The following is a 25,738-nucleotide window of genomic DNA, read 5'->3' on the forward strand; positions in this document are numbered from 1 at the left end:
ATGGTCGATGATCCGTCTGATACCGCTGGTCCGGTCTCCGAGACCACGCGGCCGAAGCGTCCGCCGCCGACCATCGATCTCGAACCGACCTCGAGCGAGACCCATCCGGCGCCGGCCGAGGCGGTCGCGGAGGGCTCGTCCGAGGCGGCGAGCGAATCACATCCCCATGTCGCGCCCGAGCCTGAACCGGCGCCGGGTGATTCGGCGACCGAAGAGCCTGTCGAAGAGACGGCAGCCGCAAGCGAGCCGCCGCGCGCGGCGCGGCCGATTTCGCGGCCCATTTCGCCTTGGGTGATCGCGCCGTTTTCCGGGGCGGTGGCGGCCGCGCTCGTGATCGGCGTCGGCTGGATGCTGGGTTGGCCGCCTGTGCAGCCGCCCACGGCGGCCCCGCAACTCTCCGGCGTGGTCGACGAGCTGAACAGCCGCGTTGCCGGTCTCGAAGCCAAGATCGGCAAGCCGGACAGCGCGCTGACGGGACGCATCGATGCGCTGGACAAGGTGATCGCTGCAACGCGCAACGACGTGGCCGCGCTGCGCGCGCAATCCGACAAGACGGCGGCGGCGATCAATGAGCTCAAGGCCGCGCCGCGCGACGGCTCCGCGCCGGTCGATCTCTCCGGCCTCACCGCGCGGATCGACCAGCTCGAACGTTTAAGCCGCAGCCAGAGCGCGGCGATCGCGCAGGACACCAGCAAGATCGCCGCTGTCAAGCCGGCCGATGACACGCCGCTGCGCCGTGTCGTGGCGGCCGCGTTGCTCGACGTCGCGGTCCGTCACGGTGATCCCTATGCTGCGGCACTCGCGACAGCCAAATCGCTGGCGCCCGATGCTGACGCGCTGAAGCCGCTCGATCCCTTCGCCACGACCGGCGTGCCGAACCCGCCCGTGCTCGCGCGCGAGCTGCTGACCATCGTGCCCATGCTGGCGCCGCCGCAACCTGAGACCGCGACGAGCGGCACCTCGATCGTCGACCGGTTGCAGGCCGGCGCGGCGAAGCTGGTGCATATCGAGCGTACCGACACCACCGGCACTGATCGCGGCGCTGTCGTAGCGCGTGTCACTGCCGCTGCCGTGCGCAACGATGTCGCCCAGGCGCGGCGCGAGCTGATGTCGCTGACGGAGGCCGACCGTGCCCCGGCGCAAGCCTGGCTCGACAAGGCGAAGGCGCGTGATGCGGCGTTCGCCGCCTCGCGCCAATTCGCCGATGAGGCCATGACCGCCCTCGCCAAACCCGCGCAAGCCAAAGCCGAGCAATAGGGACCATGATCCGGATCGTCTTTTTCCTCATCCTGGTCGGCCTGGCTGCGGCCGGCGCGGCCTGGGTCGCCGAGCAGACCGGCAATGTCGTGCTGACCTGGGGCCCGTGGAAGGCCGAGATGGGCCTGCCTGTCTTCGTGCTGTTGTTCGGCCTGGTAGTTGTCGCGGCGATGCTGGCATGGTGGATCGCGAGCACGCTGTGGCGCGCGCCGGGCCGCATCCGCCGCCATCATCATGCGCGGCGCCATGCCCGCGGCCGTCATGCCATCACCCACGGCCTGCTCGCGATCGGCCATGGTGACCCGACTGCGGCGCGCCGCCACGCCGACGTGGCGCGCCGGCTGGCCGGTGACGATCCCCTGACCCTGCTGCTGCACGCGCAAGCCGCGCAGCTCGAAGGCGATCCCGACGGCGCGCGGCGGGCCTTCCGCGTCATGGCCGAGCGTCACGACACGCGGCTGCTCGGCCTGCGCGGCCTGTTCATCGAGGCACAGCGCGCCGACGATGCGCTGGGCGCCGTCATGATCGCGGATGAAGCGCTGAGGGTCGCACCGCAGGCCACCTGGGCCTCGCAAGCCGTGCTCGGCTTCCGCTGCGCGCAAGGCGACTGGAACGGTGCGCTGGCGATCCTCGACAGCAACTACACCGCCGGCCTGATCGACAAGCCGACCTATCGCCGCCAGCGCGGCGTGCTGCTGACGGCACGCGCCATCGATCTCGAAGGCAAGAACCGCGATCTGTCGCGCGCCAGCGCCATGGAGGCGGTGAAGCTGGCGCCGACCTTGGTTCCGGCCGCGGTGCAGGCCGCGAAATATGAGAGCGAGGCGCATCAGGTGCGCCGCGCCATGAAGATCATCGAGGCCGCCTGGGTGGCGCAGCCGCATCCGGATCTGGCCGACGCTTACGCCCATGTGCGGCTCGGCGATTCCGCCCGGCAGCGGCTGTCGCGCGTCGAGAATCTGGCCGGCAAGACGCCGGGACATGTCGAGGGCGCGCTGGCGATTGCGCGCGCCGCAATCGATGCCGCCGAATTCGAGCGCGCGCGCGACGCGCTGGAGCCTTTCGTCGCCGATCCGACCCAGCGGGTGGCGATGCTGATGGCGGAATTGGAGCGCAGCGAGCATGGCGACGCCGGCAGGGCGCGCGAATGGACCCTGCGCGCGGTGCGCGCCCGCCATGATCCGGCCTGGACGGCCGACGGCTATGTCAGCGACCGCTGGCGGCCGGTGTCGCCGGTCACCGGCCGGCTCGATGCCTTTCAATGGCAGACCCCGGTGGCGAGCCTGCCCTCGGCCCAGCGCGGCACCATCGAGTCGCAGGCGTTCGAGGAGGCGATGTTGGCGCCTCCGCGGCCGGCGATCGGCGAAGGCCTGGCCGAGCCGCCGCGCGAGACCGCGCCGGCGGAGCCGGTCGCGCCGCAGCCGACCCCGCAGGACAATATGCCGCCGCGTCAGCCGGTGGATGAGTCGGTGGACGACTCTGTTGAGAAGCCTGCGGATAAGCCTGTTGAAATCATTGTCGACAAGGCGGCCGACGCGGCGCCCAGGCCGGCTGCGGCTGTCGCTGTGCCCCTGGCTTCGGCACGCCCCGAGGCGCCCGAGCCGGCGCCGCCGCTGCAGGCGGCTGCGCCCGAGGAGCCGCCAGGAGCGGCACCGATACAAGCTGCGCCGCCGGTCAATGCCGCCTCGGCCGCTTCGACACCCGCAGCCGGTTCCACGCCCTCAGCGCCGACCGCCTTGTTCCGGCCGCGCAACGATTTCGGCAAGCCGCCGGAAACGCCGATTCCGGCGATCGTTCCGATCGTGCGCCCGCCCGACGATCCCGGGATCGAGGAAGAAGAGGTGCCACGGGACGAGTTCGCGGAGCAGATTGCCCCGAAGGAGCAGGCCGGTGGCTGGCGCGGCTTCCTCTCCCGCTTCGGCGGCTGAGGCGGTGGGTTTCGCGTGCGGGCACGGCCCGCACCGGTAAAAATCGAGGGCGCCGGACCCGTGGGGTCCGGCTTGTCCTTGCCAATCGGCCGCTCGCCCGATATCAGAGGCGCACCCGCGCCGGCCATTGCCGGCCGCGGCCTTTCGGTACGCCGCAATAGCTCAGCTGGTAGAGCACGTCATTCGTAATGACGGGGTCGGGGGTTCGAGTCCCTCTTGCGGCACCAGTCTCGTGGCGATGCCCGATCATTTCCCATCAGAGAATCCAAGCTGCCTCACGGCTGCCGCCGCTTGAACAGCCGGAAGATCATCAGCCCGGCCTGCGCATAGCCCGGCGGTGAGCTCTGCTCGCCGAAAGGCGTCCGCGAATAGACCGAGCTGGAGACCATGAACCCGCCGACATAGGGTTGCGGAAGTCCCGACAGCGCCAGAAAGCAGCGATGGGTGAGCAGGCCCTCTTCCGGCAGATTGCCGCGCACCAGCCGGCAATCGCCGACGCCGGTGAAGGCGACGCCGGCCACATGGCCTTCGGCATAGGTGCCTAGAACGGTCGGGTCCATCGCCTGTCCGACGCAGATGCGCATGTCGCCGACATCCGCGTCATTGGTGCCGGTCATGCGGCCGTCGGACGGCCGGGTGTTGACGGATTTGATGCCGAGCTGATCTTCAAGCGCGGGCGCAAAGCCGGTCTTGTTCGGCGCACAGAACTCGGAGGGCACCACGCGGGATTGGCGCACCGACCGCGTGATATAGATCTCCTCGACTTCGCTCTCGCCGCTTTGGGCCCATGCCTGGGCGAACCATAATGTGCTGGCGATCAACGATAGCGCGAGTCCGACGCGGCACATGTGCGAGCCCCCCTTTTGCTCGCGGCTTGCTCTCGCGCCGCGGCTTCCAAGCTCCACCTAGCCCATTCGCGCCGTCCGCTGAACCGCGCCAACGCGTTGTGTCCATGCATACAATCATACCTCAATCGAAAGATGATCGTGAAACCAGAAACAACCTTAAGTGTGGCGTCGAGCACAGTCTAATTCCTGCGCCGATGCCGCGACGTGACCTCGGTCACATCGCGCGGCGCACTAAGATCGGATCATCGCGCGCAGCCCTGCAGGAAGAGCTTGGCGCAGACCTCCGCGCGTTGCGCGAGCTGTTTGCGGTTCGGCGCCGGCGCATGACCGAACAGGACTGCGCGCATCGGCTGAAACGCGAGCATGCCGAGCAGCATGCCGGCGGACGCGTCGGCATCGTCGACTGCGATCAGGCCGCGCTCGTGCTGCGCTTGCAGCCATGAGGCCAGCGTCGACTGGGTTCGCATGATGGCCTTGTGATAGAACGTCCCGGCGATCTCAGGAAATTTGTCGCTTTCGCCCAGGATCACGCGCTGGAGCGAGATCACATCCGGATCGAGGATCAGCTCGCCGCAGACCATGAGCGCGTCGCGCAAGGCAGTTTCGATGTCCCTGCCGTCGCAGCCGCGCAACCGGACCACCGACGCGAACCGGTCAATGCGTTCGGTAATCATCCCTTCGAACAGCGCTGCCTTGTTCGGGATCAGGCGGTAGAGCGTCTTGGTCGAGACGCCGGCGCGACGCGCCACGGCGTCCATGCTCGTGATGGCGTAGCCGCTGGACGAGAATTCCTTGCGCGCGGCCTCCAGAATGATCGCGCGTGTCTCCTCGTCCGATCGGGCCTGCGGCCGTCCGCGTCCGCGGCGCGCCTCACCGGTCGCCTCTGCCTGCATCTCGGTCTTCGTGCTGCGAGCCATGCTTTTAAATGATGGTTGTCATTCCATTGACAGTCCAGATATGTGGCCTATTTTGGAAAATGTCAAGTTTCCTAATTCTCCGGATCTGCCGGGCTGAACAGAAAATTCGCCTTGTCCGGCAGGGGGATGAAACGAAGCGAGGGTCGCCATGAGCCGCCATTCCATGTCTTTCGAGGCCGAACAGAAGCTTCCATCCAAGACCGTCGAGGAGCTGGTTTCCCCGCCGCCGACCCCCGCGCAGCTCGCCGCGCCGAAGCCGCAAGGGGCAACAAAGAACGGATTCCGCCGCCTCCTGATGGCCGGAACCGCCGTGGCCCTGCTTGCCGGCGCAGCCTGGTATGGCTGGGATTATTGGACCGTCGGCCGGTTCCAGGTTTCCACCGACGACGCCTATGTGAAGGCTGACAACACCACCATTGCGCCCAAGGTTTCGGGTTATCTGCACGAGGTCCAGGTCGGCGATAACGAACATGTGAAAGCGGGGCAGGTCCTGGCGCGGATCGATGATCGCGATTTCAAGGTCGCGCTCGATCAGGCCAAGGCGGACGTTGCTGCCGCCGACGCTGCGATTGCCAGCAAGAAGTCCCAGCTCGACGTGCAGCAGGCCGTGATCGAAGCGGCCAAGGCGACGCTGAATGTCGACAGCGCCGCGGCCACGTTCGCGGCCCAGGAAGACAAGCGCTACAGCGACCTCGCGTCGACGGGCTTCGGCAGCCTGCAGAACGCGCAAGCCGCGCAGTCGCGCAATGCCGGCGCGCTCGCCGCGATTGCGCGCGACAAGGCCAACATTGCTTCCGCGATCAAGCAGGAAGAATTGCTCAAGGCGGAGATTGCACAGGCGGTTGCCGCGTCCGCCCGCGCGATTGCCTTGCAGCAGCAGGCCGAGCTCAATCTCTCCTACACGACCATCGTCGCGCCGATCGACGGCGTGGTGGGCAATCGCACCTTGCGCACCGGCCAGTTTGTGCAGGCAGGCACGCAGCTGATGTCGCTGGTGCCGTCCACCGGAGCCTATGTGATCGCGAACTACAAGGAGACCCAGCTCACCGACGTGCGACCAGGGCAGCCCGTCGACATCGCGATCGACATGTTCCCGGGCCAGACCGTGCATGGACACGTCGACAGCCTGGCGCCTGCGAGCGGCCAGGAATTCGCGCTGCTGCCGCCGGATAACGCCACCGGCAACTTCACCAAGGTGGTGCAGCGCATCCCGGTGAAGATCGCGCTGGACCGCGCCAGCGTCGCGCTTCGTCCGGGCATGTCGGTGATCCCGACCATTCAAACCCGGAAGCAGACCGAGGCCGACGCGGCGCCGCATGGCGATCGCCATGCGAGCGTCGCGCTGCTCGCGGACCAGAGATAAGGCAAGAGGTGATGCCATGTCCGACCTTGCGCTTTCCACGTCGCCGGCGGCCGACAGCCGTCGTATCTCACCGCCGGTCGCGGCCACCAGTCCCGAGCGCGCCAGCGCCGCGATCTGGATCTCCGTGACCGCCGCCATGATCGGCGCGTTCATGGCGATCCTGAACATCCAGATCACCAACGCCTCGTTGCTCAACATCGAGGGCGGCATCGGCACTGGAGTCGACAACGGCTCCTGGATCTCGACCTCCTATCTGATCGGCGAGATCGTGGTGATCCCGCTGACCGATTATCTCAGCCGGATGCTGTCGTTCCGCAACGTCATGCTGTCGTTCGCGACCCTGTTCGCGGCGTTCTCGGTGGCCTGTTCTGTCGCCCATGATCTGCCGACCATGATCGCGCTGCGCGGCTTCCAGGGCTTTTTCGGCGGCGTGCTGATCCCGATGGCGTTCACGCTGGTCTTCACCAAGCTGCCGAAGGCACAGCAGCCGATCGGGCTTGCGATGTTCGCACTCGCCGTGACCTTCGCGCCCGCGATCGGTCCGACCATCGGCGGCTATCTCACCGAGAACTACGGCTGGCAGACCATCTTCTTCGTCAACGTGGTGCCGACCGCGGTGATGGTCACGACGCTCTATGTCACCCTGGAGCGCCAGCCGATGCAGCTTGCGCTGCTCAAGGAGGGCGACTGGTTCGGGATCGCGACCATGGCGGTCGGGCTCGCATCGCTGCAGGCGGTGCTGGAGGAGGGCAACAAGGATGACTGGTTCGGCTCGCCCTTCATCGTGAAGCTCGCGATCGTGGCCGCAGTCAGCCTGTCGCTGTTCGTCGCCAACGAGCTCTTGATCGACAAGCCGCTGGTCCGCCTGCGGCTGCTGACGCAGCGCAATTTCGGGCTCGGCACGATCTCCGCCGTCTTCCTCGGCTTTGCTCTGTTCGGCTCGATCTATCTGCTGCCGGCCTATCTCGGCCAGGTTCAGCGCTACAATGCCGAGCAGATCGGCAATGTGCTGGCCTGGACCGGATTGCCGCAGCTCCTGCTGATCCCCCTGGTGCCAAAGCTGATGCAGCGGTTCGATGCCCGCTATATCGCGGTCACAGGCTTGCTGCTGTTCGCCGCGAGCTCGTTCATGAACACGGCGATGTCGCTCGACTATTCCGGCGATCAGTTCTGGATTCCGAATATGGTGCGCGCCGTCGGCCAGGCGCTGACGCTGGCGCCGCTCAGCGCGATCGGGCTGGGCAGCGTCGCACCGCAGGATGCGCCTGCGGCCTCCGGCATCTCCAACATGATGCGTAATCTCGGCGGCGCCATCGGCACCGCCGTGCTCGCCACCATCGTCACCAAGCGCGAGCAGTTTCACTCCAACATCATCGGCCAGTCCGTCGACCTCGGCCGTGACGAGGTTCGCACGCGGATTGCACAGATGACGGACTATTTTCTCGCCCACGGTACGGTCGACCCGACCGGCGCGCGCCAGCAGGCGATCATCGCCTTGGGCAATGCGGTCAAGCGCCAGGCCCTGGTGCTGGGTTTCAGCGACACCTTCGCGGTGATCGGCGTCGTGCTGATCCTCTCGGCCATCGCGATCCTGCTGACAGCCAAGCCGAAGGGCGGCGCGGCGGCCGGAGGGGGACATTAGAGGTGCGGGTCGTATACCGCTGTCATTCCGGGGCGCGCAAAAGCGCGAGCCCGGAATCTATAACCACCAATCTTTGCGATGGATTGAGGCCCATGCGGCAAGCTCGCTCCCAATTGCCGCTGGTGAGTATGGATTCCGGGCTCGCCCTGCGGGCGCCCCGGGATGACGTGCGGAGATGTCGCGCTTCGGGCGGTCGTGACGCAGCAACATTGTTTGTCGCGCATTTCCCCAATGACATTTCCCCAATGAAAAGGCCGGGCGGAGCCCGGCCTTCTGCAAATGGAGAGCGCAGGTCTCGCGTCTGCTACTGAGAAATCGTCTGGATCACGCTCGAGATCGGCCGCGCATTGGTCATTGTGGTCGGCAGCTTTGGATCCTGGCCGATCATCGCGTCATATTCCGGCAAGGTCTCGAATGAGGTCTTGGCCTTCATCGCGACCACCTTGAACCCGCCGGCCTTCAGCCGCCGCAGCAAGGTCGGCAGCGCCTCTGCGGTGTGCCTCTGGAAGTCGTGCATCAGGATGATGCCCTTGCCCTTCTTCTCCAGCCCCGTCATCACGGTGTTGACGACCTGGTCGGCGTCCTTGGAGCGGAAATCGAACGAATCGACATCGCAGGAGAACATCGCGACGTTGCGGGTGCCGAGATAGGCGACGGCGGAGGGGCGGTGCTGCAGCTGCGGGAAGCGGAAGAACGGCGACGGGTCGCTGCCGAGCGCGAATTTCACCGCGCTAAAACCCTTCTCCACTTCGTCCTTCGCGACCTGATCGGTCATCTTCTTGCCGTTCAGATTGGCATGCGCCCAGGTGTGGGCACCGACGGTATGGCCGGCCGCCAGGACCTGGCGCAGAATCTCCGGGTGATAGGTCGCGTGCTTGCCGATCGGGAAGAACACCCCGGTGGTGCATTCGTCGGCCAGCGCCTTCAACACCGCCGGCGTGTTGTTCGGCCACGGACCGTCGTCGAAGGTCAGAACGACCTCGTGATCGGTCAGGAAGTCGAACTGCTTGAAGTGATCGAGGCCGAAGCCGGGACCACCGGTGGTATCGACCACGACGGTGCGCGAGATGCCGAGTGCATCCGGATTGGCGCAGGTCGACTTCGCCAAGGACGGGGCGGCAGATCCGGTCGGCTTGGCCGGCACCGTCCCGGTGAACTCGACATCATCCTTGGCCGCAAGCTTTGGCGGCGGCGCAGCTGGTTCCGGAATACGCGCAGCTGTGGTTTGCGGCGCGGCTTGCACCGCATGCGGTGCGGACACGTAGCGCCACACACCCGTGATTGCCACCGCCGCGATGATCGCGGCCAGCATCAAGCCCAACGCATTACGCATGTTACTTTTCCCGAAAACGCGACACTCGAGACGCAGGACGCGCGGTCGTCCGGCGCAACGTGATTAGGTTCGATTAATGACAACGAAGTCTTAACGCGGTGCCAACACGGGTCCGATTGACGAAGATTTCCAGTGATCTCCGAACGCGCCCTGATGTCGCAGGCAGACCGCCACGCGACCATCGTCACGGTTGTTCCATGAGGCCGCCGTCATCATCCTGCCTAGTCAACACCGGGCGTCGCGAGCCACGATGGCATGAGGGAACCGACCATGACCGTCTCCGTCTTGACCCTGCGTCAGGTCGTCATTGCAACCGCCTGCGTGGCGGCCGTGACGATGTTTGCCCCGCGGCAGAGTTTCGCCTTCAGCGCCGAGGCGCAGCAGATGTGCAGCGGCGACGCCTTCCGTCTTTGCAGCAGCGAGATCCCGAACATTCCCGCCGTTACGGCCTGCATGATCAAGCATCGCTCCGACCTGACCGCCGGCTGCCGCGCCGTGCTCGACCGCGAGGTCGGCCGGAGGCCGGGCAGGGCTGGTGACGCCGAGTGAGTGAGAGCATGATCCGGAAAAATGGAAACCGGTTTTCCAAAAAGATCATGCTCAATCAAAGAGATGAGATCATGATGCGACTCCTTCTAATCGCATCATGATCGAGAGGTATCAAAGTCCGGTTCCCGGTCGATCGTCCCCCGCTTGCAGCCGGTTCCGGTCCTATTTAGAACGCGTGGAACAAGCAAGCATCGGGAGTGAGGGGTCACCATGGGCAGAATTCTTCTCAGCATTTCCTTCGTCGTGCTGGCCTCCGCGGCATCCGCGCAGCAGCAGGTCGGCCACGACGCCTGCGCGCGGGACGTCTCGCGATTCTGCCGATCGGTGATGGGCAACGGCGACCAGGCCGTGCTCGCCTGCCTGAAGGAGCACCGGGCGCGGCTGTCCAAGGCCTGCGACAAGATCATGACCGAGCATGGGCAGTGAGTGCGGTCGGTCTTACCGAAGAGGCCGGCTTGGCTGCGATGTGATCTCCGGGCCTGTTGATCGGCCCGTCGGCAAAGCGCAGAGAAATACACCAAGCGGCAGGCACCGCTCTTCGGACCCGTTCGGGGAGCGGCCTACGCGCGGAGCCGCGCGCGCAATCAATCCATGGGGAGACGCCAATGAGCCTGACGCGACGCACTCTCTTGCAAGGCCTCGGCAGCCTGCCGCTGCTCTCGAGCACGTTCTCCGTTGCAGCATTTGCGCAGGCGCTGGCAACTCCGGGTGGCGAGATTCCGCCGGTGCTGTTCGTTCACGGCAATGGCGATCACGCCGCATTGTGGATGACGACACTGTGGCGGATGGAATCAAACGGCGTGGCCCGCGGCCGAATGGCAGCGATGAACTTCACCGATCCTTTGGCGCGCAATGACGACGCCGTGGCCCAGACGAACCGGTCCTCGACCGATGATCAGCGCCGCGAACTTGCCTACGCCATCAAGGCGCTGAAGAGCGAAACCGGTGCGCCCCGTGTCGCTTTGGTCGGCAGTTCCCGTGGCGGCAACGCGATCCGCAACGTGGTCAAGAATGGCGGCGGCGCCGACGTCAGCCACGCCGTGTTGTGCGGGACACCCAATCACGGCGTCTTCGATACCGACGACAATCCCGGCAGCGAATTCAACGGCCGCGGCGCGTTCCTGCGCGGGTTGAATGCCGGTGACACCGAAGTGACTGAAGGCACCGCGTTCCTGACCTTGCGCAGCGACGGCTTGGACAAATACGCGCAACCCGACGGCCGCCTGATCGGCAAACCCGGCGTGCCGACCGGGATAACCGCCGAAGGTCCGGGGTTGAAGGGCGCGACCAATCTCGTGCTCGGTGCGCTCGATCATCGCGAAGTGGCGTTCCATCCGCGCGCCTTCCGCGAGATCTACAAGTTCATCGCCGGTCGGGAGCCCGAGCGCATCGCGATCATGCCTGAGAAGCAGGTCCGGCTCAGCGGCCTGGTGACCGGCACGCCCGGCGGGGTGCCAACAAATCGCCCGGTTTCCGAGGCGATGGTCGAGGTCTACCGTGTGTCGCCTGACACCGGCGCGCGCATCGGCGAGATAGTGTATCGCGGGCAAACTGCGGCCGATGGGCGCTGGGGGCCTGCGGAGGTGGATTCGGCATCCTGGCTCGAGATGGTGCTGACCTCCGCCGGCGCGCCGACCACGCATTTCTATCGCTCGCCTTTCCCGCGCTCGTCGGAGGTCGTGCATCTGCGGGCCGCGCGTCCGATCGGGCCTGCTGACGCCGGAGCAGGTGCCATTCTCATCATGTCGCGGCCGCGCGGCTACTTCGGCCTGCCGCGCGATATCGTGCTGCTCGACGCCAAGGAGCCCACGGACGTGCAGAAGGGCGTGCCCACCGACGCAGCAACCACGTTACGGCTGGCTGCCGGGGAGATCGGGCGTACCGTCATCGGCCAGTTCAACGAAGAGCGTATCGCTGCCCGGCTTTGGCCGGCATCCGAGGGCAGGATTGCGGTGATCGAGCTGACGACATAGCTCTGGGGAGCTGGGGGTGGTCCCAATCGACCTTGAGCTGCGGGGCTGATTGTGAGGTCACCAATGAGCATCGCCGACGTCCATTATCTCCCTCGTGCGCGTTCGCCGCTGGTGCCGCCAATGCCGCCGCGGGCGCCGGACAGCATGGGCGTGCTGCGCCGCGTTCTGAAGATGGGCGAAAACGCCATCGCGACCTGGGGCCAGCGGGCCTACGAGGAAGACATCCTGCGCGGCCGCTTCTTCGGCCGGTCCAGCTTCACCCTCAACGCGCCCGATGCGATCAAACATGTGCTCATCGACAATTACGAGAACTACACCCGCACGGCCGCCGGCATCCGTGTGTTGCGGCCGGTACTCGGCGAAGGTGTCCTGATCGCCGAGGGCAAGGCCTGGAAACATCAGCGCCGTACGCTGGCGCCGGCCTTCACGCCGCGGGCGGTCTCGAACCTGATCCCGCTGATGGCGGATGTGATCGACGACACCGTGGCGCGGCTCAAAGGCGAGTGCAACAGACCGTTGGATCTGCGCGAGATCATGCAGCACATGACGCTCGATATCGCCGGGCGCACCATGTTCTCGTTCGAGATGGGCCGACACGGCACCACCTTGCGCGACTTCGTGTTCGAATATGGCGCGCGGCTGGCCAGCCCGCATCTGCTCGATATCGTGCTGCCGGTGTCCTGGCCGACGCCGCGCGATTTTGCACGGAGCCGTTTCCGCAAGCGCTGGACAGGTTTCATCGCGATGCTGATGGCGGAGCGGCGGGCGGCCGGCAAGCGCGAGGACGCGCCGCCGCGCGACCTGTTCGACCTCATGGGCGCAGCACGCGATCCCGAGACCGGGGCTGCGTTCACCGACGCGCAGCTAGCCGACGAAGTTGCGACCATGATCCTCGCCGGACATGAGACCACCGCCACCGCTTTGTTCTGGGCGCTCTATCTGCTCGCGCTCGATCCGGTCACGCAGGAGAAGCTGGCGCTGGAGGCGAGGGAGGCCGCCGCGACCAAAGATCCGGAGCGCCTGCCGTTCACCCGCGCTGTCATCGACGAAGCGCTCAGGCTTTATCCGCCGGCCTTCCTGATCGCGCGTGCGGCGTTGGGGGCGGATGTCATCGCGGGTTTGCCGGTCAGGCGCGGCGACGTCATCATGATCTCGCCTTGGCTCCTGCACCGGCATGAGAAGCTGTGGCAGGCGCCGAATGCGTTCCTGCCGGAGCGCTTCCTGCCGGATGCGCCGCCGCCCGAGCGGTTCGCCTATCTGCCGTTCGGCGCCGGCCCGCGGGTCTGTATCGGCGCGCATTTCGCGCTGACCGAGGCGGTGCTTGCGCTGTCGCGGCTCGTCGGCGCGTTCCGGATCGAGCTGTTGGACAAGGCGCCGGTGACGCCGGTCGGCGTGGTGACGACGCAGCCGGACCGTTCGCCGGCGTTCCGGATCATCCCCCGTTAAACGGGTGGCTTGACCCGTCGTGTCATGTGATCGAGAGGGTGACGCGGTTACATCACGGGGCAACGGAGGTATGCTTCTCTCGCTTTCCGACGCGTGCATGCCCATATGTCTGCGCGCAAGATAGATGTTGGTTGATCCATGAACGCCACGGCAATCCAGTTTTCAGCTCTCAAGGAATCCACCGATCCCTGCGTGGCCGACGCGATCGCACAGCTGATCGACGGCGGTGCCGACCACGAGCTCAATCGCATCAATGCGCTCGATTTCTCCAAGCGCACCGGGCTCGACGAGGAGCGCGTGATCTCGGGCTTCATCCATGCGGCCCGGGCCGGCCTGTTCGACCTGACCTGGAACGTGCTGTGTCCGGGCTGCGGCGGCGTGCTCGACGCCCACGGCACGCTGAAATCGCTGCGCTCGGACGAGTATCATTGCGGCCTGTGCGCGTGCGGCTATGAGGCGACCGTCGACCAGCAGGTCGAGGCGGCCTTCACCGTCAGCCCGCGTGTGCGGCGGATCGCGGCGCATGATCCGCATTCGCTGCCGATCTGGGACTATTTCAAGCAGGTGTTCTGGAGCTCGGGCGTCGACTTCGACGAGGCATCGATGGCCTCGCTGTCCGACGAGGTCGTGCTCGACGCGCGTGAGCTGCCGGCGGGCGACCACGCAACCGTCTCGCTCGATCTGCCGCCGCAATTCATCATCGTGTTCGAGCCGGTGACGCATGCCGCACGCTTTATCGACGTGCAGGGCGAGCCGACCGGGGAGGTGCAGGAGCTTGCATTGAAATATGACGGCGCGCGGTCTGCGGTGGAGACCACGGTGCTGCGCCCCGGACCACTACAGCTCACGCTGGACAACAAAGCGGGCCTGCGCGTGCTGCCGACCGTGATGGTCGCGGCCGACGCGCTGCATCACCTGATCGGCAGGCGCAAGCCGTTCCTGACCGCCAAGCGGATGCTGTCGAACCAGACCTTCCGCGACGTGTTCAAGGCCGATCAGCTCAACATCGATCAGCGCTTGAAGATCACCTCGCTGACCTTCCTGTTCACGGATCTGAAGAGCTCCACGGCGCTCTATGAGCGCGTCGGCGATCTCGCCGCCTTCGATCTGGTGCGGGCGCATTTCCGCGCGCTGCTCGAGATCATCAATTCGGAAAAGGGCGCGGTCGTGAAGACGATCGGCGACGCCGTGATGGCGACATTCATCCGGCCGGAGAACGCGCTGTCCGCGGGCTTGCGGATGCGCGCGGCGATGGAAAAGCTCAATCGGGAGCGCGGTACCGAGGATCTCGTGGTCAAGATCGGCATCCATGAGGGGCCGTGCCTGGCGGTGATGCTGAACGACCGTCAGGATTATTTCGGCCAGACGGTGAACATCGCCGCACGTGTGCAGAGCCTGTCGACCGCGCAGGAGATTCATCTGACCGCGCCGGTGATCGAGGCGCCCGGCGTCGTCGACATTCTGGAGAAAGCGCATATCACGCCGATCCAGAAGCGCGCCGCACTGCGCGGCATCGCCGACAAGATGATGGTGTACGAGATTCCGTGATACGCCACGCCAGCGCGGCAGCAGTCGAACCGGGATCTGGTGGTATCTTCGGTACGCTGAGTTCACCGCTCTGTGCAAATCGCAAAGCCATTGTCGCGCGCGTGGGTGTCACGGTGCGACGCAGTGGCGGGCCGGCATCAGTTCTCCAGACACTTACCGAAATGTCATGCGGTCGAAAGGTCGCAGCGGATTGCCTGCGCCATGGGGTCAACGCATATTGGAAAGAGCGTCGCCATTCCGGCGGTCGCCGCGACAGCGAGACCAAAGAGCACGAGCACCCATGCTGGAAGGACTGCGCCAATTCATTGCCGATGTGGTCTCGCCGCATGAGACGCCGGCCTTCGACGACGATAGCTACCAGCTCGCCGCGACCGCGCTGTTGATTCACGTCATCTCGCTCGACGGCCAGCCGAGCGCGCTTGAAAAGCGCAAGCTGCACAGCCTGATCGAATTACGTTTCGGGCTCGATCCGGGAACGGCCGACCGGCTGATCAGCTCGGCCATGCTGGCCGAGGGCGAGGCCGTCGATCTCTACCGCTTCACCAGCGTCATCATGCGGGAGCTCGATGAAGCCGGGCGGCTGCGCATCGTCGAGATGATGTGGGAGCTCGTCTATGCCGATGGCAAGGTAACGGAGTTCGAGGACAATGTGGTGTGGCGCGCCTCCGAACTGCTCGGCATCTCCTCGCGCGACCGCATCGATTTGAAGCAACGCGTGGTCGCCAGACAGTCGGATGCGTCCTCGGAAAAATCGACCGCGCCTTAGCCCCGAGGCCAAGCGCCGCAGCTGTTCATGGATAAAGTTTAATGTGACTTCGATTCGGGCGGACCTGCTAAGCCCGTAGAATTACAGGCATTAACCTCCTGTTCGGGACCGCCGCAGGCGGTTCCGAGTGGCTTGCATGTTCCCTCTCGCCTATGCTCTTTCTGCTCGGGAGATGATGTCCGAAATTTGATCTAAGAGCTTTATGTCGTGAGTGAACGTGTGACCCTCGTGACCGGCGCCTCCGCAGGCATCGGCGCCGAATTGGCCCGCGTCTTCGCCGCGAACGGGCACCGGCTCGCTCTGACGGCGCGGCGCGAGGACCGGCTTGCGGCACTGGCGCGCGAGATCACCGCCAAGGGTGGACCGGCGCCGATCATCATTCCCTGCGATCTCACCGCGCGGGACGCGGGCGACCACATTGCTGCAAGCTTGGCGGCCGCAGGCGTCGAGCTTGATCACCTCGTCAACAATGCCGGCTTCGGTCTGTTCGGCAAGGCGATCCAGCTCGACCGCACCGAGCAGCTCGACATGATCGCCGTCAACATCCGCGCGCTCACCGACCTGTCGCTACGCTTTGCCGATCAATTGATCAGGAATCGCGGCGGCATTCTCAATGTCGGCTCTGTTGCAGGCTACCTGCCGGGGCCGGGGATGGCCGTGTATTACGCCTCCAAGGCCTATGTGATTTCCTTCACGGAGGCGCTGCGCCAGGAGCTGAGCCGCCAAGGTGTCCGCGTCACCGTGCTCTGTCCGGGCCCGGTGCCGTCGGAATTCCAGGCCCGCGCCGGCTTCACGCCTGGGATCGATTCGGCGATCCTCAACGTCCCGCCTCGGGCGGTGGCGGAAGCCGCCTATCGCGGACTGATGGCGGACAAGCGCGTGGTCCTGCCCGGCATCGGCATCAAGATCGTGCCCTTCATGCTGCGCTGGTTCCCGCGCGGCTTCATCCTGGCGGCGGTCGGTCGCCTGCAGCTAAAGCGAAGTTGATCCGGTCTGGCCCGGGGTTTGCTTTAAAAAATGCGCTTGCTCACGCGCCATTAACCTCTGCTTAGCTACGATCAACAGGTGGTGCTCAGGCAAAACCCTTCGCTCCGGCCGAACGGGGCCGCCCAGGCCGACATTCGGCAGCTTTTCCCGACCTCAGGCACCGCACGTGTGCCGAAGCGGCCGGTCCTCGTGGTTCTCCATCAGGAAAGCTCAAGTCCTGGTCGGGTCGGCAACGCGCTGCGCGCGCTCGGCCATGCGCTGGATATCCGCCGGCCCCGCTTCGGCGATGCCTTGCCGGAGACCTTGGATGGGCACGCGGGTGCCGTCATTTTCGGCGGTCCGATGAGCGCGAACGACCCGGATGAGTTCGTCCGCCGCGAGATCGACTGGATCGAAATACCGCTTCGCGAGCAGCGGCCGTTCCTCGGCATCTGCCTGGGGGCGCAGATGCTGGCGAAGCAATGCGGAGCGCGCGTGGCGCCGCATCCGCAAGGTCGCGCCGAAATCGGCTATTATCCGATCCGGCCGACGCGGATCGGCCGCAAGCTGTGCCCGCATTGGCCGGACCACGTCTATCATTGGCATCGCGAAGGCTTTGGGCTTCCGTCAGGCGCCGAGCTGCTGGCCGAGGGCGATGATTTCCCGATCCAGGCGTTCCGCTACGACAATGCCTTCGGCCTCCAGTTTCATCCCGATGTGACCTACGCCATGATGTGCCGCTGGACCACGCGCGGTCATGACCGGCTGGCCACCCCGGGTGCGCGGCCGCGGCATCACCATTTCGAAGGCCGCGCCGTGCACGACCTCGCCGAGCGAGCCTGGCTGACGCACTTCATCGAGGGGTGGCTCAAGCGCGAGCCGATGCAAATGATGGCGGAGGCAGCGGAGTAGGGAGCGTGCGGCAGCGTTCGCGCGTCCCGCCAAATCTCTTAGGAGTTCAACCAGCAGCCCGTCTTCGCCCGTTGGGCTTCGCCGGGCACCACGCTTCGCCCTTCAGGCTCTTGCGTGGCCGTGCCACGCGTAGCCTACTCCGGTGGAGCTGCCTGCGATCCGATTGTGCAGCTTAGGTCCGCCTTCGCCCGGTGGGCTACGGCGCGACAGCCTTCGCTACGAAAGGCTTGCCGAGCCGAAGCTGGCGAAGCCAGCGAAGGCTGGTGGAGCCAGGCGGGATCGAACCGCCGACCTCATCATTGCGAACGATGCGCTCTCCCAGCTGAGCTATGGCCCCATGAGCTTGTCATGATTGACCGGGACACCGCCAGCCGAAAACCGCGAGCAATGTCCGGATCATATGTCGGTCGCTGCAGATGATTGGGATGGCGACCGGCAAGTCGGGCCATTTACAGTCCGAGCCCCGGGCAAGTCAAGAACGTCACATCGCTCATTATCCTTGACGGGCGGCTTCCCTTGTTTGTGCAGGGCGGAACCGATATCTAGCCTCAACCAAGGTCGAATCCGCGACCGAGCCCCCGAGTCATCCCGCATGCGTGCCGTTCTCGACATCATTCTGATCGTTCTGGATCTCTATGTCTGGCTCTTGATCGCGTCGGCCATCCTGTCCTGGCTGATCGCCTTCAACGTCGTCAATACGCGCAACCAGTTCGTGGCGGCGGTCGCCGAGTTCCTGTACCGAATCACCGAGCCGGTGTTGGCGCCGATCCGTTCCATGCTGCCGAACCTCGGCGGGCTCGACATCTCGCCAATCATCGTGATCCTGATCATCATGTTCCTCCAGCGGGTGATCACCTATTACATCTACCCCGTCGTCTTCTGATCCTTCGCCTGTTCCCTGGCGCGCGGCCGCCGGCGGACTGAGGTTGGCGCTGCGGGTCACGCCGCGCGGCGGTCGCGACGCGATCGACGGCGTCGAGCTCCTCTCCGATGGCCGAGCCGTGCTGAAGGTGCGGGTGCGCGCGGTGGCCGACGGAGGCGAGGCCAATCGCGCCGTCACCGAATTGCTGGCGAAATCGCTCGGTGTGCCCAAAGCGGCAGTGCGGCTGACGTCGGGGGCGACCTCGCGGCTGAAGCAGGTGGCAATCGAGGGCGATCCGACTCATCTCGAACAAGTCTTGCGCGGGCTCACGTCAGTGAATAAGCCGACCAAGAGCAGATGAGCAAAGGATCGGGACATGGCCGCGCAGATCATTGACGGAAAGGCGATTGCCGCGGATCTGCGCGCGCGGGTGGCGGGCGAGGTCGAACGCGTCAAGCGCGACCATGGCCTGACGCCGGGCCTTGCCGTGGTGCTGGTCGGTAACGACCCGGCGAGCGAGGTCTACGTCCGCAGCAAGCACACGCAGACCCAGGCCGCCGGCATGGCCTCGTTCGAGCACAAGCTGCCTGCCGACGTGTCGCAGGATGCGCTGCTGGCGCTGATCGGCAAGCTCAACCGCGATCCCGCCGTGCACGGCATCCTGGTGCAGCTGCCGCTGCCGAAGGGATTGGTGACGGAAGCCATCGTCAATGCGATCGATCCGGCCAAGGATGTCGACGGTCTGCATCCGCACAATGCCGGCCGGCTGGCCGGCGGCTTGTCCGCGCTGTCGCCATGCACGCCGCTCGGTTGCATCATCCTGAGCAAAACCGTGCACGCGTCACTTGAAGGCATGAACGCCGTCGTGATCGGCCGCTCCAATTTGGTCGGCCGGCCGCTGGTGCAATTGCTGCTCAACGAGAATGCCACGGTGACCATCGCGCATTCGCGTTCCCGCAATCTGCCTGAAATCACCGCGCGCGCCGACCTGGTCTATGCCGCGGTCGGCCGCCCCGAGATGGTCAAGCGCGACTGGATCAAGCCGGGTGCGACGGTGATTGACGTCGGCATCAACCGGATTCCGACAGCCGAGGGCAAGACCAGGCTAGTCGGTGACGTCGCATTCGCCGAAGTCTCTGAAGTTGCCGGTGCGATCACGCCAGTGCCGGGCGGTGTCGGCCCGATGACGGTCACCTGCCTGCTGGTCAATACGCTGCGCGCGGCCTGCGCCATCGCCGGACTGCCGGCGCCGGCGGTGTAGCTCAGGACAGCGGCGGCGGCACGTTGGCCGCGTACCAGTCACGCAGCGGCGACAGCGCGGGATGCGCGAGCGCGCGGGAGAGATAGGTCCAGATCCGCGGCTGGTGCTTCAGATAATGCGGCTTGCCGTCGCGGCGGTTGAGCCGGGCGAAGGTGCCAAGCAGGCGGGTGTTGCGTTGCGCCGACATGACCGCGTAGTGCGCGCGGAACGTCTGTGCATCGAAGCTCTCGTCAGCGGCCTCGCGCGCGGCGATATAGCGCGCCAGCAGGACCTGCTCGATCTGCTCCGGCACATCGACACGTGCGTCCTGCAGCAGCGACACGAGGTCATAGGCCGCAGGCCCCATCGTCGCGTCCTGGAAATCGATGACGCCGACCCTTGCCGTGCCTTCGCGGCTCGCTAGCCACAGCAGATTGGGCGAGTGATAGTCGCGCAGCACCCAGGTCCGCTTGGCCGCAAGCGGCTCTGCGAGACGCTCCCGCCACATCGTCATGAAGGCGGAACGTAAATCGTCTGACGGCTGCACGTCGCGGTCGGGCAGATACCATTCCAGCATCAAGCCGATCTCGATCAGCATGGCCTCGATGTCGAAGATCGGAATCGTGTAGGTGACCTGCGGCGCCAGTGGCAGCACGCCCGGCGTGTCCTCGCCGTGCAGCTTCGCCAGGAGATCAGTCGCAGCCTCGTAGCGTTCGAGGATCGGCTGCGGCGGCGCGCCCGCGACGACGCCGTCATTGCCGAGATCCTCGGTGATCAGAAAACCATGCTCGAGATCGGCATCGTTGATCCTGGGCGCGGAGATGCCGCGCGCGCGCAAGCTCCCGGCGATCGCGACGAAGGGACGGACGTCTTCGGCCAGATGCACGGCGGCGCTGTAGGACTTGCCGTCATAGATCGCAGGACCGTCGGGCCGTTTCGGCGAATTCATCAGGATGAAGGCGCGCTCGCCCTTGAACAGCCGCGCATAGGAACGGATCGATGCGTCCCCGGCCATGCGCTGGCGTCGCGACTGGGTGTGGCCGGCTTCGGTAAGGAATTGCCGCAGCGCCTGCAGGCGGGCGACGATCGCGGCGGACTTGCCGTAGCCTGTAATCTCAGCGCTGCGTGCGGTGTCGCCCTTGGTGCTGTCATGGCGGAAGGCGATGTCGATTCGCTCTCGCGGCAAGCTGCCGTTGGCCCGCTCCGGCCATTCGATCAGCACCACCGTGGCCTCGGGCAGCGGCGCCAGCCCGATCTCCTCGAGTTCGGACGGATCGCTGATCCGGTAGAGATCCGCATGAACGAGCGCAAATGACGGCAGGTCGTAGCTTTGTGCCAGGGTGAAAGTCGGGCTCGGCACCTCGAGCTCGCCGTCGCCGGCGAGATAGCGGATCATCGCCCGCGCAGCGGCGGTCTTGCCGGCCCCGAGGTCGCCGGAGAGGGTGATCAGATCGCCCGGGCCGATCAGGAGCGCGAGATCGGCCATCAGGCTCGCGGTCGCGGTCTCGTCCGCCAGCGCAACGGTGAATGTGGTCCTGTCCATCATTCCGCGGCGTTACGCTGCGCGATCTGGTCGGTCGGGAAATCGCAGGTCACCGTGGTGCCCTTGCCGACCACCGAATCCATCCGCACCTTGCCGCCATGCAACTCGACGAAGGAGCGCACCAGCGACAGCCCGAGGCCGGCGCCGCGATGGCGCGAGCCCTGCGAATGGCTTTCGAACCATTCGAACACCCTGTCCTTCACCTCGGGCGGAATGCCGGGACCGGAATCCGTCACCGCGAAGCTGACACTGTGGTCGGTGCGCCGTGCGCTGACGACCACCAGTGTGTCAGGTGGCGAGAAGCCGACCGCGTTGGCGAGCAGATTGTAGAGCACTTGCACCACGCGGCGTTCGTCGCCGATGAAGGAGCCGACATCGGGAGCGACCTCGACCTTGAGGCGGATGCGGTCAGTGGCGAGCCGGTCCTGCACGCCCTCGGCGGCGGCGTCGATCGCCTTCGCCGCGTCGACCGGGCCGAGCTCCAGTTTCATGGCGCCGGCATCGATGGTGGCAAGATCAAGAATGTTGTTGGTCAGCGCCAGCAGTGCGTTGGTCGATTTGGTGACGTAGTCGAGATATTCGGCCTGCTTCGGCGTCAGCGGCCCGGTCGAGGGATCGGAGAGGAAATGCGCGAAGCCGATGATCGTGGTCAGCGGCGCGCGCAGCTCGTAGGAGACGTGGTGCACGAAGTCGATCTTCATCTGGCCGGCGGCTTCCAGCGCGTCGTTGCTCTCGCGGAGCGCACGCTCGACATTCTCCGTATCGGTAATGTCCTGGAAGGTTAGCATGGTGGCGCCGTCCGGCAAGGGCCGGCTCATGCAGTCCAGCACGCTGCCGTCCTTGCGCTCGAGCTTCAGCGTCAGGTCGCGGCGGTTCTCGATACCGGTGACGGCCTCGCGCAGGCTGCGCCAGTCGGTGACGTCGTCATAGAGCGGCCGGCACCAGGCTTCCACGGTGTCGATATGCGGCCGCTCGCGCAAGGCTTCGGCCGCGAGCCGCCACATCTTGGCGAAGGCCGGATTGAACAGCTCGATGCGGCCGTTGCTGCCGAACACGGCGACGCCCTCGGCGAGGCTGTCCAACGTTTCGCGCTGAACCCGGATCAGGCCGTCATAGCGGCGGGCGAGATCGAAGCTCTCGGTGACATCGTCGAACAGGTAGGTGACCCCGCCTTCGGGGTTGGGTGTGGTGACGACGGAGAGTGCGCGGCCGTTGGGCAGGAACCAGGTATCCTTGGCGGTCTCGACGGCGCGATAGGCTTCGTGCAGCTTGGCCTTCCAGGCGCGAAAGTCGGCCTGTTCCGGCAGCTTGCGGGCGGCGCGCAGCCGGTCGAGCACATTGGAATCGTCCGGCTGGCTGTCGAGGAAGCTGGTCTCGAGATCCCATAGCCGGCGATAGGAATCGTTGTAGAAGGCGAGCCGCCGCTGGCCGTCGAAGACCGCGACTCCGGACGAGAGCTGGTCGAGCGTGCGCCGGTGTGCATCCGCCATGCGCACCAGCGCCGCGCGCAGCTCCTCCGCCTCGCTGGCATCGACCGCGATGCCGGCGTTGCCGCCGGGAAGCGTAAAGGCGCGGACGTCGTAGATGCGCCGCTCGCCGCCGGTGACGATCGGCAGCCGTGCGCCGAAGCTGCCGGAGCTTCCGAGCGCCCGCTGCATCTCGGCACGATCGTCGCTGTCGAGCAGTTCGAGGTTGCGGTTGATCGCATCGAGAACGTCTTTGGCCTCGATGGCGCGCGCATAGGCCGGATTGGCATAGAGCAGGGCGCCACCGGCCTGCTTGGCCCAGACCGGCCAGGGCAGGGCTGCGGCCAGACCGCGGAGCAGCTCGGTCTCTTCGAACAGCGCCTTGAGCCGGAGCTGCGTCTCGGCGAATTCGCGGCGCAGCCCGGCGAGCTCACGGATGCGCACGATCGCCTGGCCGCCGATCGCGCGACCCATCACTTCGACCACGTGGCCGTGCGTGGTGGTCAGCTGCACCAGGAAGCTCTCGCCGATCTCACGCAGCGAATCGACGGCGCGGTCGAGCTCGAGCGCCGGCTCGGCCGGCAGCCAGGTGCCGAAAGCGAGAATGCGTTGCGGCTGGTCGGGCGGGACCAGCAGCGAGGTGTCTCCGGAAATCTGCGGACGATGGCCGCCGGCCGGCCATGAGATCAGGATCTGAGGCTCGGCAAACAGCAATGCGCGGTAGCGGTCAGCCCGCAGCTGCAGCTGGGCGATGTCGGCGCGCAGCCGCGCTTCTTTCCGCCCGGCGTGGATTCGCGTGCGCACCAACGCGATTGCGGCAACCACGGAGAAGCCGAGCAGCGCCAGCGCCGCTGCGACCACCGCAGCGTCCTGCCGGCTCAGCTCGACGAGGTTTGCGACGACGTCGATCGGCATGCCGTCGCCGGCCAAGGCTGGCTCGGCCGACGCAAGCGCGGCCGCTGCCAGGCCCAAGGGCCCGACGCGCGCGAGAGACGTGCACGACAGCAGCGTCCGACGCATCACCACGATCACGCCTGACATCTTTGCCCCAAAACCGCACGAAATTCCGCGCGGCGCCGATCGCGTCGATCGCGCCGTTTCGCGAATCAATCAACAATACCCGCTTCGGGACTCCAGCGGTAAGAGTCCAGACCGTGAACGGCAATATGGCCTGAGGAAAATGCGGCGCATGTGTTTGTGGACAAACGAAATTGCGCGCAATGCCCGTGGATTAACGGCCCGTCGAGCCGAAGCCGCCGTGCCCGCGCGCGGTCGTCGACAGCGATGCCGCAACGACGAGCTCGGCGCGCGCGACCTGCGCGATCACCATTTGCGCGATCCGCTCGCCGCGGCGAATCGTGAACGGCTCCTCGCCATGATTGATCAGGAGCACGCAGATCTCGCCGCGATAATCGGCATCGACCGTGCCTGGTGAATTCAGCACGGTGACGCCATGGCGTGCGGCGAGCCCCGAGCGCGGCCGCACCTGCGCCTCATAGCCTTCCGGCAACGCGATGCGGAGTCCGGTCGGCACCATCGCGTGGCGGCCAGCCGCGAGCACAAGCGGCTCGGCATCGGGAACCGCAGCCAGCAGGTCGAGGCCCGCGGCATGCGCGGTCTGATAGGTCGGCAGCATCAGACCTTCGCCATGCGGCAGGATTTCGACATCAATGGCGATGGTGCTGTTCACGGCGGCGTGGTTCCTACGGCTTTGGCGATCTCGGCAACCAATGCGGTTGCGACCTCGTCCTTGGTCATGATCGGCCAGGAGTCAACATGGATGCCGGCGCCGTCGCGGGTCAAGAGGTGCACGGTGTTGCGATCGCCGCCCATCACGCCGGTCGCCGGCGACACGTCATTGGCGACGATCCAGTCGCAGCCCTTGCGCGCGAGCTTCGCTCTTGCATTCTCGATCAGATGTTCGGTCTCGGCAGCGAAGCCGACCACGAGCGGTGGCCGGTTCTCCGTCAGGTGGGAGATGGTGGCAAGAATGTCGGGATTCTCGACCAGCTGCAGCGGCGGCATCGCGGCGGCGGTCTTTTTCAGCTTCTGGCCGCCTTCGTTCGCCACACGCCAGTCGGCCACGGCGGCCGCGAAGATCGCAACATCGGCCGGCAGCACGGCCTCCACCGCCTGCAGCATCTGTCGCGCGGACTCGACATGCGTCACCGTCACGCCCTTCGGCGCATCGATTTCCACCGGCCCTGAAATCAGCCGCACATCGGCGCCGGCAGTCTGGGCGGCGGCAGCGATCGCGTAGCCCTGCTTGCCGGAGGAACGGTTGGCGATGTAGCGCACCGGATCGATGGGCTCGTGGGTTGGGCCTGCGGTGACCAGCACGCGCTTGCCGGCCAGCGGTCGCGGCGCGCCCGGCCTCAGCATGCGCATGACGACATCGGCGATCTCCAGCGGTTCGGCCATGCGGCCGACACCGGCCTCGCCCGCTTCCGCCATCTCGCCCGCATTCGGCCCGACCATATGGATGCCGTCACGCTGCAGCGCCGCTGCATTGCGTCGCGTCGCCGGATTGCTCCACATCATCGGGTTCATGGCCGGCGCGAGCAGGATCGGTCGGCTCGCCGCAAGCAGGATCGCGCTGGCGAGATCGTCGGCCGTGCCATGTGCGATCTTGGACATCAGGTCGGCGGTTGCCGGTGCCACCACGATCAGGTCGCAGTCGCGCGCAAGGCGGATGTGGCCGGCATCGAATTCGCTGCGGGGATCGAACAGGTCGGTGAACACGCGCTCGCCGGACAGCGCGCTGGCCGACAATTCGGTGATGAATTGCGTCGCGGCCTTGGTCAGCACGCAGCGGACCTTGATGTGCCGCTCCTTCAGCCGCCGGATCAGGTCGAGCGATTTGTACGCGGCGATGCCGCCGCCGATGATCAGGGTGATGCGAGGCTCTCGCGCGGCGCCGGGCAGGGCGGCCGGCGCAGGTTCCGGGGGATCTGACGGCGTCGGAGTGGCGCGTTGTTCGGCCGGATCGACCGGTTCGATCAGGCCGCGCAGGATCACGCGAACCTCTTCCTCGACCGAGCGGCCATTCTGCGCCGAGCGCAGCCGAAGATAGGCTTTTAGCGCGTCATCGAGCTTGCGGATGGTCAGGCTGGCCATCGCGGCCTCCCGGAAGCACCATGCTTATGATTGCAATGCTATCACATTGTGATTGCATTGCA

Annotated in this window: 22 protein-coding genes and 2 tRNA genes; 16 read left to right on the forward strand and 8 right to left on the reverse strand. The window is 65.9% G+C overall.

The window, feature by feature from the left end; all coding sequences use genetic code 11:
* The 3 genes from ACQR1W_RS11085 (at position 1) to ACQR1W_RS11095 (ending at position 3,412) form a co-directional block, all read left to right on the forward strand.
* Positions 1-1,257: a hypothetical protein gene (locus ACQR1W_RS11085; protein ID WP_434850801.1), complete on the forward strand. Its 1,257-nt coding sequence runs from the start codon at positions 1-3 to the stop codon at positions 1,255-1,257.
* Between the two features lie 5 nt (positions 1,258-1,262).
* Positions 1,263-3,185: a heme biosynthesis HemY N-terminal domain-containing protein gene (locus tag ACQR1W_RS11090; protein ID WP_434850802.1), complete on the forward strand. Its 1,923-nt coding sequence runs from the start codon at positions 1,263-1,265 to the stop codon at positions 3,183-3,185.
* 151 nt (positions 3,186-3,336) lie between these two features.
* Positions 3,337-3,412: transfer RNA gene (locus ACQR1W_RS11095), tRNA-Thr, on the forward strand.
* A 48-nt stretch (positions 3,413-3,460) separates the two neighbouring features.
* Here the strand turns inward: ACQR1W_RS11095 and ACQR1W_RS11100 are convergent.
* Positions 3,461-4,033, reverse strand: a complete 573-nt coding sequence (locus tag ACQR1W_RS11100; protein ID WP_434850803.1) for a hypothetical protein — start codon at positions 4,031-4,033, stop codon at positions 3,461-3,463.
* 242 nt (positions 4,034-4,275) lie between these two features.
* The gene (locus tag ACQR1W_RS11105) at positions 4,276-4,950 is read right to left on the reverse strand and encodes a TetR/AcrR family transcriptional regulator (protein WP_434850804.1); all 675 of its coding nucleotides are present in this window, start codon (positions 4,948-4,950) and stop codon (positions 4,276-4,278) included.
* Positions 4,951-5,098: 148 nt separating this feature from the next.
* On the opposite strand from ACQR1W_RS11105, the gene ACQR1W_RS11110 reads away from it, so the two are divergent.
* Positions 5,099-6,313 carry an HlyD family secretion protein gene (locus tag ACQR1W_RS11110; protein ID WP_434850805.1) on the forward strand — a complete coding sequence of 405 codons (1,215 nt, stop codon included), beginning with the start codon at positions 5,099-5,101 and terminating at the stop codon, positions 6,311-6,313.
* A gap of 16 nt (positions 6,314-6,329) precedes the next feature.
* Positions 6,330-7,955 carry a DHA2 family efflux MFS transporter permease subunit gene (locus ACQR1W_RS11115; protein WP_434850806.1) on the forward strand — a complete coding sequence of 542 codons (1,626 nt, stop codon included), beginning with the start codon at positions 6,330-6,332 and terminating at the stop codon, positions 7,953-7,955.
* A 304-nt stretch (positions 7,956-8,259) separates the two neighbouring features.
* Here the strand turns inward: ACQR1W_RS11115 and ACQR1W_RS11120 are convergent, their stop codons facing one another.
* Entirely contained in the window at positions 8,260-9,288 is a 1,029-nt protein-coding gene (locus ACQR1W_RS11120) for a polysaccharide deacetylase family protein (RefSeq protein ID WP_434850807.1), read from the reverse strand.
* Positions 9,289-9,558: 270 nt separating this feature from the next.
* On the opposite strand from ACQR1W_RS11120, the gene ACQR1W_RS11125 reads away from it, so the two are divergent.
* The 8 genes from ACQR1W_RS11125 (at position 9,559) to ACQR1W_RS11160 (ending at position 17,448) form a co-directional block, all read left to right on the forward strand.
* A complete protein-coding gene (locus tag ACQR1W_RS11125; protein ID WP_434850808.1) occupies positions 9,559-9,837 on the forward strand; it encodes a hypothetical protein in 279 nt (92 codons plus the stop codon).
* Positions 9,838-10,047: 210 nt separating this feature from the next.
* A complete protein-coding gene (locus ACQR1W_RS11130) occupies positions 10,048-10,263 on the forward strand; it encodes a cysteine rich repeat-containing protein (protein ID WP_434850809.1) in 216 nt (71 codons plus the stop codon).
* Between the two features lie 179 nt (positions 10,264-10,442).
* Entirely contained in the window at positions 10,443-11,810 is a 1,368-nt protein-coding gene (locus ACQR1W_RS11135) for a hydrolase (RefSeq protein ID WP_434850810.1), read from the forward strand.
* Positions 11,811-11,873: 63 nt separating this feature from the next.
* Positions 11,874-13,256, forward strand: coding sequence for a cytochrome P450 (locus ACQR1W_RS11140; RefSeq protein WP_434850811.1), 1,383 nt, complete (start codon positions 11,874-11,876; stop codon positions 13,254-13,256).
* Positions 13,257-13,394: 138 nt separating this feature from the next.
* Entirely contained in the window at positions 13,395-14,804 is a 1,410-nt protein-coding gene (locus ACQR1W_RS11145) for an adenylate/guanylate cyclase domain-containing protein (protein WP_434850812.1), read from the forward strand.
* A gap of 280 nt (positions 14,805-15,084) precedes the next feature.
* Complete coding sequence (locus ACQR1W_RS11150; protein WP_434850813.1) at positions 15,085-15,570, forward strand: TerB family tellurite resistance protein; 486 nt, start codon at positions 15,085-15,087, stop codon at positions 15,568-15,570.
* A 207-nt stretch (positions 15,571-15,777) separates the two neighbouring features.
* Positions 15,778-16,557, forward strand: a complete 780-nt coding sequence (locus tag ACQR1W_RS11155; RefSeq protein ID WP_035981737.1) for an SDR family NAD(P)-dependent oxidoreductase — start codon at positions 15,778-15,780, stop codon at positions 16,555-16,557.
* A gap of 132 nt (positions 16,558-16,689) precedes the next feature.
* A complete protein-coding gene (locus ACQR1W_RS11160) occupies positions 16,690-17,448 on the forward strand; it encodes a glutamine amidotransferase (protein WP_434851146.1) in 759 nt (252 codons plus the stop codon).
* A gap of 261 nt (positions 17,449-17,709) precedes the next feature.
* Here the strand turns inward: ACQR1W_RS11160 and ACQR1W_RS11165 are convergent.
* Positions 17,710-17,785: transfer RNA gene (locus ACQR1W_RS11165), tRNA-Ala, on the reverse strand.
* Between the two features lie 255 nt (positions 17,786-18,040).
* On the opposite strand from ACQR1W_RS11165, the gene ACQR1W_RS11170 reads away from it, so the two are divergent.
* From ACQR1W_RS11170 to folD, 3 genes are read left to right on the forward strand one after another with little or no spacing between them, the layout of a single operon-like run.
* A complete protein-coding gene (locus tag ACQR1W_RS11170) occupies positions 18,041-18,331 on the forward strand; it encodes a YggT family protein (protein WP_008969679.1) in 291 nt (96 codons plus the stop codon).
* Positions 18,306-18,671, forward strand: a complete 366-nt coding sequence (locus ACQR1W_RS11175; protein ID WP_434851147.1) for a DUF167 domain-containing protein — start codon at positions 18,306-18,308, stop codon at positions 18,669-18,671. Before ACQR1W_RS11170 ends, ACQR1W_RS11175 begins: the two co-directional genes overlap by 26 nt.
* Positions 18,672-18,686: 15 nt before the next feature.
* Positions 18,687-19,571, forward strand: a complete 885-nt coding sequence (folD, locus tag ACQR1W_RS11180; RefSeq protein WP_434850814.1) for a bifunctional methylenetetrahydrofolate dehydrogenase/methenyltetrahydrofolate cyclohydrolase FolD — start codon at positions 18,687-18,689, stop codon at positions 19,569-19,571.
* Position 19,572: 1 nt separating this feature from the next.
* Here folD and tsaE read toward each other — a convergent pair whose 3' ends face one another.
* The 4 genes from tsaE to coaBC all read right to left on the reverse strand — a co-directional run bounded on the left by tsaE (position 19,573) and on the right by coaBC (position 25,676).
* Positions 19,573-21,096 carry a tRNA (adenosine(37)-N6)-threonylcarbamoyltransferase complex ATPase subunit type 1 TsaE gene (gene tsaE / locus ACQR1W_RS11185; protein WP_434850815.1) on the reverse strand — a complete coding sequence of 508 codons (1,524 nt, stop codon included), beginning with the start codon at positions 21,094-21,096 and terminating at the stop codon, positions 19,573-19,575.
* Positions 21,093-23,600, reverse strand: a complete 2,508-nt coding sequence (locus tag ACQR1W_RS11190; protein WP_434850816.1) for a PAS-domain containing protein — start codon at positions 23,598-23,600, stop codon at positions 21,093-21,095. The genes tsaE and ACQR1W_RS11190 overlap by 4 nt, the downstream gene beginning before the upstream one ends.
* Before the next feature lie 190 nt (positions 23,601-23,790).
* Positions 23,791-24,249, reverse strand: coding sequence for a dUTP diphosphatase (dut, locus tag ACQR1W_RS11195; protein ID WP_434850817.1), 459 nt, complete (start codon positions 24,247-24,249; stop codon positions 23,791-23,793).
* Positions 24,246-25,676 (reverse strand): bifunctional phosphopantothenoylcysteine decarboxylase/phosphopantothenate--cysteine ligase CoaBC, encoded by a 1,431-nt coding sequence (gene coaBC, locus ACQR1W_RS11200; protein ID WP_434850818.1) that lies wholly within the window; start codon positions 25,674-25,676, stop codon positions 24,246-24,248. Before coaBC ends, dut begins: the two co-directional genes overlap by 4 nt.
* Positions 25,677-25,738 lie beyond the last annotated feature (62 nt).

Source organism: Bradyrhizobium sp. HKCCYLS1011 (assembly GCF_051167795.1).
Taxonomy (GTDB): Bacteria; Pseudomonadota; Alphaproteobacteria; order Rhizobiales; family Xanthobacteraceae; genus Bradyrhizobium.

What these genes read in the sequence shown, in the direction of transcription:
- ACQR1W_RS11105 (WP_434850804.1), bottom strand. Translation starts at nt 4,950, where the DNA reads ATGGCTCGCAGCACGAAGACCGAGATGCAGGCAGAGGCGACCGGTGAG.
- ACQR1W_RS11115 (WP_434850806.1), top strand. Translation starts at nt 6,330, where the DNA reads ATGTCCGACCTTGCGCTTTCCACGTCGCCGGCGGCCGACAGCCGTCGT.
- folD (WP_434850814.1), top strand. Translation starts at nt 18,687, where the DNA reads ATGGCCGCGCAGATCATTGACGGAAAGGCGATTGCCGCGGATCTGCGC.
- ACQR1W_RS11140 (WP_434850811.1), top strand. Translation starts at nt 11,874, where the DNA reads ATGAGCATCGCCGACGTCCATTATCTCCCTCGTGCGCGTTCGCCGCTG.
- ACQR1W_RS11150 (WP_434850813.1), top strand. Translation starts at nt 15,085, where the DNA reads ATGCTGGAAGGACTGCGCCAATTCATTGCCGATGTGGTCTCGCCGCAT.
- ACQR1W_RS11135 (WP_434850810.1), top strand. Translation starts at nt 10,443, where the DNA reads ATGAGCCTGACGCGACGCACTCTCTTGCAAGGCCTCGGCAGCCTGCCG.
- ACQR1W_RS11090 (WP_434850802.1), top strand. Translation starts at nt 1,263, where the DNA reads ATGATCCGGATCGTCTTTTTCCTCATCCTGGTCGGCCTGGCTGCGGCC.
- ACQR1W_RS11110 (WP_434850805.1), top strand. Translation starts at nt 5,099, where the DNA reads ATGAGCCGCCATTCCATGTCTTTCGAGGCCGAACAGAAGCTTCCATCC.
- ACQR1W_RS11170 (WP_008969679.1), top strand. Translation starts at nt 18,041, where the DNA reads ATGCGTGCCGTTCTCGACATCATTCTGATCGTTCTGGATCTCTATGTC.
- ACQR1W_RS11120 (WP_434850807.1), bottom strand. Translation starts at nt 9,288, where the DNA reads ATGCGTAATGCGTTGGGCTTGATGCTGGCCGCGATCATCGCGGCGGTG.
- ACQR1W_RS11100 (WP_434850803.1), bottom strand. Translation starts at nt 4,033, where the DNA reads ATGTGCCGCGTCGGACTCGCGCTATCGTTGATCGCCAGCACATTATGG.
- ACQR1W_RS11145 (WP_434850812.1), top strand. Translation starts at nt 13,395, where the DNA reads ATGAACGCCACGGCAATCCAGTTTTCAGCTCTCAAGGAATCCACCGAT.
- ACQR1W_RS11085 (WP_434850801.1), top strand. Translation starts at nt 1, where the DNA reads ATGGTCGATGATCCGTCTGATACCGCTGGTCCGGTCTCCGAGACCACG.
- coaBC (WP_434850818.1), bottom strand. Translation starts at nt 25,676, where the DNA reads ATGGCCAGCCTGACCATCCGCAAGCTCGATGACGCGCTAAAAGCCTAT.
- ACQR1W_RS11130 (WP_434850809.1), top strand. Translation starts at nt 10,048, where the DNA reads ATGGGCAGAATTCTTCTCAGCATTTCCTTCGTCGTGCTGGCCTCCGCG.
- ACQR1W_RS11190 (WP_434850816.1), bottom strand. Translation starts at nt 23,600, where the DNA reads ATGTCAGGCGTGATCGTGGTGATGCGTCGGACGCTGCTGTCGTGCACG.
- ACQR1W_RS11125 (WP_434850808.1), top strand. Translation starts at nt 9,559, where the DNA reads ATGACCGTCTCCGTCTTGACCCTGCGTCAGGTCGTCATTGCAACCGCC.
- tsaE (WP_434850815.1), bottom strand. Translation starts at nt 21,096, where the DNA reads ATGATGGACAGGACCACATTCACCGTTGCGCTGGCGGACGAGACCGCG.